Below are 12,033 nucleotides of genomic sequence, written 5' to 3'. Positions count from 1 at the left end.
CCGGCGCGCTGTCGGCTGGTGTGGTGAATCAGCAACTCCGATCCGCAGAGGAGAGCTGAATGCGAAAGATCATGCCGGTCGCGCTTGCGGTCGCGGCGATGGTGTCGGTGGTGTCGGCGGCGCCCGCGTCGGCCGGGCCGTTACGGTGGGGTGCCTGTCCAGGCGGTGGTCAACTGCCTGGCCTGCAGTGCTCGACGGTGGCCGTTCCGCTGGACTACCGGCATCCGGACGGGCGGAAGATCGACATCGCGGTGTCCCGGCTGTCCGCGGCGAAACCGGAGAAACGGCGCGGGGTGCTGCTGGTCAATCCCGGCGGTCCGGGCTTGGCCGGGTTGCGCGTCCCGGTGGTGCAGCCGTTTCCGCAGGCGGTGCGGGACAGCTATGACATCGTCGGATTCGACCCGCGCGGGATCGGCTCCAGCGCGGGCCTGACCTGCGGGCTGGACGACGCGGACAAGGCGCTCGCGGCCAACCCGCCTTATCCGCACAATCCGGCGGAGGTGGCGAAATCCGCCGCGCTGGCGGAGCGGATCGCCCAGCAGTGCACCAGCTCGGAGACTGCCGACCTGCTGCCGTTCATCACCACCGCCAACACGGCGCGGGACATGGACCGGGTGCGGGAAGCCTTGGGAGAAAACAAGGTTTCCTATTACGGGGAGTCGTATGGCACCTATCTCGGGGCGGTGTACACGACCTTGTTCCCGGAGCGCAGCGATCGAGTGGTCCTGGACAGCAGTTTGCCGCCGGAGGGATACGACGTCGAGGCATTGCGGGCGCAAGGCATGGGTTTCCAATTGCGGTTTCCCGACTTCGCGAAGTACGCAGCGAAGCATGACCAGGAGTACCGTCTCGGCGCCACTCCGGCGGCGGTGACGGCGAAGTACTACGAGCTGGCGGATCGGCTGGACGAGAAGCCGGAGTCCGGGTTCGACGGGACAGCGTTCCGCGGCTTCACGTCGGGAGAGCTCCGGAACGACAGCAGCTTCAAAGAGCTTGCCACGTATTGGCATCTCCTCGACACGCACCAGCCGCTTCCCGGAGCCGTCGCGGCGAAGGCGGGGGATCGCGGCAGCTTCCCGGTCGGCTACCTCGGGGTGATCTGCGGTGATTCGCAGTGGCCGACGTCGGTGCGGACGTATCAGCGCAATGTCGAGGTCGACCGGGCGCGGTATCCGATGTACGGCGCCTACGCCGCCAATATCCGGGCGTGCGCGTACTGGCCCGCGCCGGTGGAGAAGAAGGTCCGGATCACTGGCGACGGACCTGCTGACGTGCTGATGGTGCAGAACCTCCGCGACCCGGCGACGCCGTTGCCCGGGGCCTTGCGCACGCGATGGGCGTTCGGCTCCCGGGCCCGGATGGTCACCGCCGACCAGGGCGGACACGTCGCGTATGGCGCTGGCGCGAACAACTGCCTGAACGACACGACGACGGCGTACCTGGTCGGCGGGGACTTCCCGGCGCGGGACCGCTTCTGCCCGGCCGAGCGTTCCTGACGGCTATCCGGCGCTGAAGATCGGGGCGAAGAACGCGGCCAGCTCGGCGGTGCCGGTGAGAGGGAGGACGTTCGCGACGTACTGGTCCGGCCGGACCACTACGACCGCACCGTCCGGCGAGATCCCGCGGGCGGCGAAGATGTCGTCCGCGGGATCTGCCGCGTAGACCTTCTCGTAGTCGATCAGCGAGAAGGGACCGGTGCGGGGCAGGAAGATTTCCGGGACCTCGCCGAGATCGATTTCCTCGTACGGCTGCGGGTAGATCGCTTTCACGTCGAACCAGGCGTCGACGTCCAGATTCTTCGGCGTGTGGGCCACGACCGGGGAGTCCGGGGAATTCCCGAGCCAGTCGGCGAAATCGGCGACCGGGGCGGCGGGTCCGAAAACGTAGACGCGCCAACGCCCGTCGGCTTGCGCGTGGTGTCCTAAGTGGACCAGGTTGGCGTCGCAGACCCGCATGGCGGGAGCCGACTTGAAGCGCTTGCCGATCGGGAACCCCGTTGCCAGGTCCTGGTGTTCTGGCGAGGCGATGAGCTCCGAAGGCTGGTAGCACGTCATGAAACCGGACGGGAACTCGAAGGTCTTCACGTAGAACTCTTCCAGTTCCGCCGGATCGGCGAGGTCTTCCGGCCGGGTCGCCATCAGCGTCGACCATTCCTTGTCGAAGTCGATGAGGTTTTTCGCGATCAGCTGGCGTTCCGCGGAATAGGTGGCCAGCAGCGAAGCGGGACCGCGGCCGTCCAGGACGTGGCCGAGTTTCCAGCCGAGGTTGAACCCGTCCTGCATCGAGACGTTCATGCCCTGCCCGGCTTTCGCGCTGTGCGTGTGGCAGGCGTCGCCGGTGATGAAGACGCGTGGCAAGCGGGGGTCGCCGACGGGGACGTCGTCGAATTTGTCGGTGAGGCGGTGGCCGACCTCGTACACGCTGTGCCACGCCACGTTCTTGACGTCCACAGTGTAGGGACGCATGATCGCGTTGGCGCGCGCGATGATCTGGTCGATCGTCGTCTTCCGGACGGCTCCGTGGTCGTCCTCGGACACCTCGCCCAGGTCGACGTACATCCGGAACAGCGCGCCGCCTTCGCGGGGGATCAGCAGGATGTTGCCGCCGTCGTGCGACTGGATGGCGCATTTCGTGCGGATGTCCGGGAAATCGGTGACGGCGAGGACGTCCATCACGCCCCACGCGTGCAAAGCCTGGTCGCCGACGAGTTCCCGGCCGATCGACTCGCGCACCGCGCTGCGTGCGCCGTCGCAGCCGACGACGTATTTGGCTCGGACAACGCGATCCTCGCCGGCACGCGGGCCGACGGTGTGGCGCAGCGTCACGGAAACCGGATATTCGTCGCCCTCGGTAATGGTCAGCGATTGGAATTCGAGGCCGAAATCGGGAGTCATCCGGCTCGGCGAGTTCGCCATGTACTCGGCGAAATAGTCCTGCACGCGGGCCTGGTTCACGATGAGGTGCGGGAATTCGCTGATCCCGGTGGGGTCGTCGGGCACGCGCGACGACCGGACGATGCGCTTCGGGTCGGTGGGATCGGGCTTCCAGAACGACATCGTGGTGATCCGGTACGCCTCTTCGACGATCCGGTTCGCGAAGCCGAACGCCTGGAAGGTTTCGACGCTGCGCGCCTGGATCCCGTCCGCCTGGCCGACTTCGAGCCTTCCGCCGCGGCGTTCGACGATGCGCGTGGTGACGTCCGGGTACCGGGACAGCTGCGCGGCGGTGATCATGCCCGCCGGGCCGGTGCCCACGATCAGCACGTCGACCTCGTCCGGCAGTTCCGCGGGCCGGTCGATTCCGGTTCCGGCGGCGGGCAGGACGCGCGGTTCGCCGGAAACGTAGCCGTGGTGGTGGAACTGCATAAGTTTCCTCACTTCGCTGTGAAGCACCCTGGGGACCGTGTTCGATAATAGAACTCGTTGTTCAATTATTGAGTACATCGATGCTAAGGTGGGCCGCTCCGGTGCACAAGACCCCGCGGGGAAGGACCGAGTCGTGACGGAAGCCAAGCAAGCGGCCGGGTCGCAGACGTTGTCGCGCGGGCTCACCGCGCTGGAAGTTCTCGCCGAGGCCGACGCGCCGCTGTCGATCGGCGAGCTGGCCTCGCGGCTCGGGCTGCATCGGTCGATCACCTATCGCATCGTGCGCACGCTCGAAGACCACGGCCTGATCGTGCGCGGCGCGAACGGTGAGCTGGAGCTGGGAGCGAGGCTGGCGGCGTTGGCGCGCAACGTTTCCCGCGATCTGCAGTCCACTGCGTTGCCCGAGCTGACCGTGCTCGCGAACGAACTGGGCATGACGGCGTTCCTCGCGACGCTCGACGGCGAGGATTCCGTGGTCACATTGGCCAGCGTCGAACCGCGACAGGCGACAGCGGCGGTGGCGCAGCGGCCGGGCAGTCGGCATCCCATCACCGACGGCGCACCGGGCCGCGCGATCCTGCAGCAGTTGCGCGGGGAAAAAGCGCCGTACGAAACCAGCCATGACGAGGTGATCCCCGGGCTGTCGTCGATCGCGGTGCCGCTCGCGGTGCCCGGACAGCATCCGGCGGCGCTGGCGGTGGTGTATTTGACCGGTCCGGCTGATATCGCCGCGATCGGCGCGCGGCTGGCGCAGGCGGCGCAGGAGATCCGCGCCGAGCTGCATCCGTAGTGGACGCGGTGGACAGCGGCCGGTCCCGGGAAGCACGATGGCGTCCGTGGTACAGACGACGCGCTTCGCCCGCTTCCCGCTCGGACACTTCCCGACGCCGCTCGAACCGCTGGAACGGCTCACCGCGCGGCTGCGCGAACGCCATCGGGACGTTCCGGACCTCTGGATCAAACGCGACGACTGCACCGGATTGGCGACCGGCGGCAACAAGACGCGGAAGCTGGAATTCCTCGTCGGCGACGCGCTGGCGCAGGGTGCCGACACGCTGATCACCCAGGGCGCGACGCAGTCCAACCACGCCCGGCAGACCGCCGCGGCCGCCGCGCGCGCCGGGCTGAGCTGCAAATTGCTGCTGGAACAACGTCAGGTGCGCGACGAGGAGTACGAGAACTCCGGCAACGTGCTGCTCGACGAACTGCTCGGGGCGGAGATCGTGGACCGGGTACCGGCCGGAACCGATATGTCAGCGGCGATGGAGACGGTCGCCGAGAAGCTGCGCGCGCAGGGGCGGCGGCCGTACGTGATCCCGGGCGGCGGGTCGAATCCGATCGGCGCGCTCGGCTACGTCCAGTGCGCGCTGGAGCTGGACGCCGCGCCGGTTCCGGTCGACTGGGTCGTGCACGCGACCGGCAGCACCGGCACGCAGGCCGGGCTGGTCGCCGGGTTGCGCGCGGTGCACAGTCCCGCGCGGGTGCTCGGCGTCAGCGTGCGGCAGCCGGAAGCGCGGCAGATCGACGCGGTGCACGGGCTGGCCGCCCGGACCGCCGAGCTGATCGGCGCCGAGGTGTCCCGCGACGACGTGCTCGTGGACGACCGCTGGGTCGGCGAGGGCTACGGCGTGCCGACGCAGTCCATGGTGGACGCGGTGCGGCTGCTCGCCGAGACCGAAGGAATCCTGCTGGACCCGGTGTACTCGGGGAAGGGATTCGCCGGCCTGCTCGGCGAGATCGGGGAAGGCCGGTTCGCCGCGACCGACACCGTCGTGTTCGTGCACACCGGCGGTGCTGTGGGGCTGTTCGGCTACCGGTCGACCTTCCAGTGATCGCGGGCATCCTCGGCGGAATGGGCCCGGCGGCGACTGCGGAGTTCTACGCGAAACTCATCGCGCGGACGGCCGCGGAGCGCGACCAGGACCACCTGCGGGTGGCGATCTGGGCGGATCCGACCGTGCCGGACCGGGTCGCCGCCGTGCTCGACGGGAGCACCGACCCGTATCCGGCTTTGCTTGCCGGGACGGAGAAACTCCGCGATCTCGGCGCTTCCGCGATTGCGATTCCGTGCCACACCGCGCATTTCTTCCTGCCGCGGCTGGCTGCGGCAAGTGGGGTGCCGTTCGTGGACATGATCGCGGAGACGGCGAAATTCCTCGCCGGACGCACGGGTCCGGTCGGGCTGCTCGGCACTCGCGGGACGATCGCCGCCGGGCTCTACCAACGGGGCGTGCCCGGGGTCGAGTGGGTGCTGCCGTCCGAAGCAGGGCAGCGGGAAGTCGACGCGGCGGTCGCGGCGGTGAAGCGCGGCGACCTGGCGAGCGGAACGGCGCATTTCGACCGGGCGCTTGCCGACGTTGACGCGCCGTTGACCGTGCTGGCGTGCACGGAACTTCCGCTGGCGGCAAGGCAGGCGTCCGGGGTGCTCGATCCGACGGACCTGCTCGCCGACGCGGTGATCCGCGCCTGCGGCGGAAAACCGGTCGACGCCCGGCCGCCCGCCTGACAGAGTCCGAGAATGACTGATCTGCTGACCGCCGCGGATGTGCTGCTCATGCAGGAGCTCGCGCAGCGAGTCACCGCCGTCCGCCAGGACCTCGTCAACAGCGACGCGGCCTACGGCGAGCTGGCGTGGAACTGGGGCAAGGGGCACGCCGCGCAGGGCGCGAGCTGGGTCCGTCGCCTCTGGTTCGCCGGCGACGACCTCGTCGCGTGGGGCTGGGCGCAGCTGCCCCGGAGCGTGCGGCTCAACGACGGCTCAGTCAAAGACGTCACCGGCGCTTATCTGGCCTATCAAGTCCATCCGGATCACGCGGCGCTGGTCGACGAGGTGATCGACTGGTTCGACGCCACCGCGGACGGCCTCGAACGCACCGTGCTTCCCGGGGCGGCGGACGAGTTCGGCCTGGAACGCTGGGCAGCGCACGGCTACGGGCCCGATCCGGACAGCCTCGGCGACACCGGATCGTGGACACAGCTGAACGAACGCGACCTCGAGGTGCTCGAAACACCGGTGCTGCCGGACGGATTCCGCTTCCGCACCGCCGCCGAGGCCGGACCGGAGGCGGCTGTCCAGGCTCATGTCGATGCCTGGGGCGTCACCGCGTACACGCTGGAAAGCTACGAAGGCGTGCGCGCGACCCCGGCGTACCGCGGCGACCTGCACTTCCTGGTCGAAGCACCGGACGGGACGATGGCGGCGTCCACGATCATGTGGCTCGACGAGGCGAACAAGACCGCCGAATTCGAGCCGGTCGGCACCCACCCGGATTACCGCCGGCTCGGACTGGGCCGCGCGATGCTCCTGCACGGCATGGACCGCGCGCGGGCAGCCGGCGCTGCCCACGCGACGGTCGCTTGCCTTGGCGCACCTGGACATCCGTCGGCGCGGGGGCTTTATTACAGCGTCGGGTTCAGCGAGATTTCGCGGGACGTGCCGCTGCTCAAGCCGGCGTGAGCGGAGGCTGTCCCATCCGCAGCGCCCCGAACTTCGCCGACGTCCGGACCGCGTCGAAGCCGTAGCCGATCATCGCCGTTTCGTACTCTCGCAGTGCCGGCAGGGGATCGGCACCGGCCTCGGTGAGCTTCTCGGCGAGCAGTTCAGCGTCGCGCAGAGCGATGTTCGCGCCGACGCCGACCGCTGGGCTCATCGCGTGGATCGCGTCGCCGAGCAGGGTCACTGGGGTGGTCGGCCAGGGCTCGATCGGCACGCTGGTGCGCATGAAGATGGGGAACAGCGTCTCGGGATCGGCGAGGGACAGCAGTTCGCTCGCTTTCGGATTCCATTCGCGCGCCAAGGAAACCGTCATGTTCCGCAACTCAAGTCCGGTGGCGGCGCGGAGTTCGTCGTCGGAGTACGGCAGCAGTTCGGTGCGGGCGGCGAGCAGACACATCACGTAATCGCTGGTGTCGGTGAGGCCGGGCAGCGACGCGGGCCGCCGGGAGTGCACCGGGGCGATTCCGACGTGCAGGTTGTCCGGGCCGAGGAGCCCGCGGTAGATGCCGAACCACTCGTCGGGGATGAGTTCGGCGGTTTCGCGGGTGAGCGGGAAGCGGCCGTACATGATGCGGATGCCGGTGTCGACCACGCGTGCGTGCGGCAGATATTGCCGTCGTAGCACGGAATTCACGCCATCCGCGGCGACCAGGACATCGGCGGACGCGGTGGATCCGTCCGCGAAGGTCGCGGTGACGGTGTCGTCCACGTGGTAGCCGGTGCACTCGCGGCCGAACTCGACGACGTCGTCCAGCCCGTGCAGGAGGATCTCGCGCAGCGTGAGCCGGTTGATCGAGACATTCCGCTCGACCGGCTCGGGCGGCTGCGTCCCGTTGAGGAAGTTGGCACGCGACGGCGTCGAACTGGCATCCCACACCGCCTGGCTGAGCCTCGGCGGGAGCAGCCGGTCGAGCGCGTCGAGGCCGTTCGAGTCGATTCGCAGGCGATACCCCTGCAAGCGGCCGACGGCTGAGGCATCGCGTTCGCGGACTGTGACGGCAATCCCGGCGCGGTGCAATCCCTGGGCGAGCGCGAGCCCGCCGACACCGGCGCCGATGATCAGGACGCGAAGTTTTCCAGGCACAGCGAATTCCCCTTCTGGATACGGAGCAAGGGGACGTGCTGGACGCACCGGAGGGGTGCGAGTACGAGCGCTGCGCGCCGCCCGGACTACCTACCGGGCTGTGGCTTTCGACGTCCTGGGGCCACCATAGCTTTTTCCGGAAGCGGATTGTCAAGGGCCGATTTCCGCCTAGGCTGGGTGGCATGTGCGCGACCGGGCCGGAGATCCGCGGGATCCGGGTGGAACTGCTGACCGCGCCGGACTGCCCGAACGCCGAGGCGGCCCGGTCTCTGGTGGCCGGCTGCCTCGCCGAGAGCGGCCTCGACGCCGCGCTCGTCGAACGCGTCGGCCGTTACCGCTCGCCGACGATCCTGGTCGACGGGGTCGACGTGATGGGGACGGCCGGGTCGGTCGCGGGGGACGCGTGTCGGCTCGATGTGCCGACCCGGGAGCGCGTGCTCGCCGCGTTGTCTTCGAAGCGCGGCTGAATCGACGCTGCCGCACGGTAAAAGCCTGACCGGAAACCGCTGTTCCCGGCGAGTTGTGCCCGGAATACCGGTGTCGGCTACGCCGCTCTGGTCTACATTACAGATGTAATGTAGCGTGAATCCCGAACGACGCCGAGGAGGTGCGGATGAGCCGGTCCGGAACCCCGGACGACCCGACCGGGATGAAGCTCGCCCTGCGCCGGGCGGCGGTCGGCGTGGTCGCTTCGGAAGGGCTGCGCGGCCTCACCTACCGCGCGGTCGCCCGGGCGGCGGGCTGCACCACCGGCGCGGTCCAGCACCATTTCTCCTCGATCGACGACCTCCTCCAGTCCTCTTTGGACCTCGTGCTGGAGGAAAGCGCGGAGAACGGCCTGATCGGCGCCCGCACCGGCGTCTACGCGGACGGTCCCGAGGTGCGCCAGCGGTTCCGGGACAGCGCGGACCTGCAAGTGTTCCAGTATCAGCTGGTCGTGGAATCGGCGCGGCGGCCCGAATTGCGGCCGATCGTCCGGCGGCTCTACGACGGCTATCTCGCCGCGGTCGGCAAGGAACTGCCCGCCGGCGGCGGGCTGGCCCAGCTCGTCTTCTACGCCCTCGACGGAATGTTCCTGCACCAGGTGGCGGATCCGGACGTCGATCCGGGTCCGGCGCTCGAAGCCCTGCGCGGCCTGCTCGCCGCCGCGCGCTAGCCGAACCACGCCCGCACCCCGGCCGCGCACGACGTCGCCGGGGCAGAAGTGTTTCCCGATGTCGTTGCGCCGCAAGAACTTCCCACTGTCCTTTCCGGAATTTCGCCGCCGTCTAGGTGTTGACTTAATCAACACCTAAGGGTCAGACTCGGCGCATCCCGAACCCGCCGACCCGAAAGGCGTACCGATGCCCGACACCGCCGCCGCGACCTTGCTGATCGACGGCCGCTGGCGTTCCGCCCCGGCGACGTTCGACGTCGTCGACCCCGCGAGCCTCGCCGTCCTCGGCCAAGCCGCCGACGCGGGGCCCGAGCAGGCGCGGGACGCACTGGCCGCCGCTGCGCAAGCCGCCCGGGGCTGGGCGGACACCGACCCGGAAACCCGCAGCGGCCACCTCCGCGCCGCGGCCGCCGGAATCCGGGCGCGGCAAGGCGAACTCGCCGCGTTGCTCAGCCGCGAGAACGGAAAGCCGCTGGCCGAAGCGAACGGCGAACTGGCCGGAGCCGCCCGGATGCTGGAGTGGGCGGCAGAGGAGGGCCGCCGCGCGTACGGGCGGGTCACCCCGGCGAACGCGGCCGGTCCGGGGCTCGTGCTGCGCGCGCCGGTCGGCCCGGTGCTCGCGATCACGCCGTGGAACTTCCCGGCCAGCATGCTGATCCGCAAGGTCGGGCTCGCGCTCGCGGCGGGCTGTCCGGTGATCGCGAAACCGGCCGAGCAGACCCCGCTGATCGCCACCGCGCTGCTGGAAATCGTGCAGGACACCGGATTGCCCGACGGCGTGCTGCAGTCGCTGACTACCACTCGGCCCGCGGAACTCGTCGGCGTACTGCTGGCCGACCGGCGGCTGCGCAAGGTCAGCTTCACCGGTTCCACCGAGGTCGGACTGGGCCTGCTGCGCCAGACCGGCGACATCCTCCGCCGCACGTCGCTCGAAATGGGCGGGCATTCGCCGGCGATCGTGTTCGAGGACGCCGATCTCGAAGCCGCCGCGGCGGGCGTCGTCGCCGGGAAGTTCTTCAACGCCGGGCAAAGCTGCACGGCGGTGAACCGGCTGTACGTCCACGAAAGCGTCCGCGACGACCTGCTTTCCTTGATCGAAAAGAAAACCGCCGCGCTGAAGGTCGGCCGAGGCGACGCCGAAGGCACCGCCATCGGCCCGCTGATCGACGAAGCCGGGCTGGCGAAGGTGGAAAACCAGGTCGCCGACGCCGTCGGCAAGGGCGCGCGCGTGCTCGTCGGCGGCAACCGGTGGACGGATTCCGCGCTGCCAGGCCATTTCTTCGAGCCGACCGTGCTGGTCGACGTCACGCCGGACATGCTCATCAGCCACGAGGAAACGTTCGGCCCGGTGCTCGCCGTCGCTACTTTCCGCACCGACGACGAAGCCGTGGAATTGGCCAACGCCACCGACTACGGCCTCGCCGCTTACGTGTTCGGCTCCGATCTGCGACGCATCTGGCGCACGCTCGACCGGCTCGATTTCGGCGTGCTCGGCGTCAACGATCCGGCGCCCGTGCGCCCGGAACTTCCGTTCGGCGGCCAGAAAAACTCCGGCCAGGAACGCGAAGGCGGGGCCGAAGGCATCGACGCCTACACCGAGACCAAAGCCGTCGCTCTGCGGTTCTGAAACCGCTCCCCGAAAGGAATCCGCCTTGACCACCGCTGACCTCGCCGCCGCCGACCAGCGCACCCTCATCCATCCGCACACCGTCATCGGCGTCCCGGCCGAACCCCTCGTCCTCGACCGCGGCGAAGGCGCGCTGCTCTGGGACACCGACGGCAACCAGTACCTCGACGGCACCTGCGGCCTGTGGCAGTGCCCGGTCGGCCACGGCCGCGCCGAACTCGCCGACGTCGCCGCCGAGCAGATCCGCAAGCTGGAGTTCTACTCGTCCTTCGGCGACTACTCCAACGCCCCGTCGATCCGTCTCGCCGAGCGCCTGCTGTCGCTCGCCCCGGCCGGGCTGGAACGCGTTTTCCTCACCAACGGCGGGTCCGAGGGCAACGAAACCGCGATCAAACTCGCCCGGCTTGCCTTCCACCACGCCGGTTCGCCCGAACGCACGGTGGTGCTGGCGCGGCACGGCGGTTACCACGGCATGGGCGGCGCTTCGCTGGCCGCGACTGGGATCGAGGGCCTGCGCGCCGGGTACGGTCCGCTGCTGCCGGACGTCGAATGGCTCGGCAAACCGCACGGCCTCGAACACGGTCCCCATGCGACAGAACTTCTGGTGGCAGAGCTGGAAAAGCGCATCGAGGAGATCGGTCCACATCGGATCGCCGCGTTCATCGGGGAGCCGGTGCTCGGCGTCGGCGGGATGGTGCCGCCGCCGGAGGGCTACTGGCCGCGGGTGCGGGAAGTGTTGCGCCGCCACGGGATTCTGCTGATCATGGACGAGATCGTGACCGCCTTCGGTCGCACCGGGCATTGGTTCGGCAGCGAGCACTTCGGCGTCGAACCGGACATGATCGTTACCGCGAAAGGGCTCACCAGCGGGTACATCCCGATGGGCGCGGTCCTCATTGGACGCCGCGTGCTCGAACTCGCCGAGGGCGCGACGTTCCTGCACGGTTTCACCTACAACGGCCACCCGGTCGGCTCCGCGGTCGCGCTGGCGAACCTGGACATCATCGAAAAGGAGAAGCTGCTCGAACGCGCCACCGTCCTTGGCGCCCGGCTGCGCGCGCGGCTCGACCCGCTCGCCGAGCTGCCGCACGTGCGCGAGGTGCGCGGCGTCGGCCTGATGCTCGGCATCGAGTTCGCGGACCAGCCCACCGCGCCGGTGCAGGCGGGCTGCCGCGCGGACGGCGTGGTGGTCCGCGCGTCCGGGACCAGCATCGTGCTGTCCCCGCCGCTGGTGATCACCGAGGACCAGATCGACACTTTGGCCGACGTGCTGTGCAAGCACGTCGCGGCCGCGGCGAGCTGAAC

11 protein-coding genes are annotated in these 12,033 nt (G+C 69.2%); 9 read left to right on the top strand and 2 right to left on the bottom strand.

Annotated elements, in window-relative coordinates; translation table 11 throughout:
- Window positions 1-59 precede the first annotated feature (59 nt).
- Window positions 60-1,496 (top strand): alpha/beta hydrolase, encoded by a 1,437-nt coding sequence (locus ACFXI3_RS05935; RefSeq protein ID WP_378398293.1) that lies wholly within the window; start codon window positions 60-62, stop codon window positions 1,494-1,496.
- A gap of 3 nt (window positions 1,497-1,499) precedes the next feature.
- Here ACFXI3_RS05935 and ACFXI3_RS05930 read toward each other — a convergent pair whose 3' ends face one another.
- Window positions 1,500-3,365: an FAD-binding monooxygenase gene (locus ACFXI3_RS05930; RefSeq protein WP_378398292.1), complete on the bottom strand. Its 1,866-nt coding sequence runs from the start codon at window positions 3,363-3,365 to the stop codon at window positions 1,500-1,502.
- Between the two features lie 133 nt (window positions 3,366-3,498).
- Here ACFXI3_RS05930 and ACFXI3_RS05925 point away from each other — a divergent pair, with 133 nt between their 5' ends.
- The 4 genes from ACFXI3_RS05925 to ACFXI3_RS05910 are packed head-to-tail and all read left to right on the top strand — an operon-like array spanning window position 3,499 to window position 6,822.
- Window positions 3,499-4,155 (top strand): helix-turn-helix domain-containing protein, encoded by a 657-nt coding sequence (locus tag ACFXI3_RS05925; protein WP_344279740.1) that lies wholly within the window; start codon window positions 3,499-3,501, stop codon window positions 4,153-4,155.
- Window positions 4,156-4,192: 37 nt separating this feature from the next.
- Window positions 4,193-5,197, top strand: a complete 1,005-nt coding sequence (locus ACFXI3_RS05920; protein ID WP_378398291.1) for a D-cysteine desulfhydrase — start codon at window positions 4,193-4,195, stop codon at window positions 5,195-5,197.
- Window positions 5,194-5,871 (top strand): aspartate/glutamate racemase family protein, encoded by a 678-nt coding sequence (locus ACFXI3_RS05915; protein WP_378398289.1) that lies wholly within the window; start codon window positions 5,194-5,196, stop codon window positions 5,869-5,871. The genes ACFXI3_RS05920 and ACFXI3_RS05915 overlap by 4 nt, the downstream gene beginning before the upstream one ends.
- A 12-nt stretch (window positions 5,872-5,883) precedes the next feature.
- Window positions 5,884-6,822: a GNAT family N-acetyltransferase gene (locus ACFXI3_RS05910; RefSeq protein WP_378398288.1), complete on the top strand. Its 939-nt coding sequence runs from the start codon at window positions 5,884-5,886 to the stop codon at window positions 6,820-6,822.
- On the opposite strand, the gene ACFXI3_RS05905 is transcribed toward ACFXI3_RS05910, so the two are convergent.
- Window positions 6,809-7,945 carry an FAD-dependent oxidoreductase gene (locus tag ACFXI3_RS05905; protein ID WP_378398286.1) on the bottom strand — a complete coding sequence of 379 codons (1,137 nt, stop codon included), beginning with the start codon at window positions 7,943-7,945 and terminating at the stop codon, window positions 6,809-6,811. The two genes, ACFXI3_RS05910 and ACFXI3_RS05905, sit on opposite strands and share 14 nt — an antisense overlap.
- A 182-nt stretch (window positions 7,946-8,127) precedes the next feature.
- Here ACFXI3_RS05905 and ACFXI3_RS05900 point away from each other — a divergent pair, with 182 nt between their 5' ends.
- The 4 genes from ACFXI3_RS05900 (at window position 8,128) to ACFXI3_RS05885 (ending at window position 12,031) form a co-directional block, all read left to right on the top strand.
- A complete protein-coding gene (locus ACFXI3_RS05900; protein ID WP_344279755.1) occupies window positions 8,128-8,412 on the top strand; it encodes an alkylmercury lyase in 285 nt (94 codons plus the stop codon).
- 146 nt (window positions 8,413-8,558) lie between these two features.
- Window positions 8,559-9,101 carry a TetR/AcrR family transcriptional regulator gene (locus ACFXI3_RS05895; protein WP_378398285.1) on the top strand — a complete coding sequence of 181 codons (543 nt, stop codon included), beginning with the start codon at window positions 8,559-8,561 and terminating at the stop codon, window positions 9,099-9,101.
- 187 nt (window positions 9,102-9,288) lie between these two features.
- A complete protein-coding gene (locus ACFXI3_RS05890) occupies window positions 9,289-10,728 on the top strand; it encodes an aldehyde dehydrogenase family protein (RefSeq protein ID WP_378398284.1) in 1,440 nt (479 codons plus the stop codon).
- A gap of 25 nt (window positions 10,729-10,753) precedes the next feature.
- Window positions 10,754-12,031, top strand: coding sequence for an aspartate aminotransferase family protein (locus ACFXI3_RS05885; RefSeq protein WP_378398283.1), 1,278 nt, complete (start codon window positions 10,754-10,756; stop codon window positions 12,029-12,031).
- The last annotated feature ends 2 nt before the right edge of the window (window positions 12,032-12,033 follow it).

The organism is Amycolatopsis sp. NPDC059235, assembly GCF_042754125.1.
GTDB lineage: Bacteria > Actinomycetota > Actinomycetes > Mycobacteriales > Pseudonocardiaceae > Amycolatopsis > Amycolatopsis albidoflava.
This window is presented reverse-complemented; position numbering and strand designations above follow the sequence as displayed.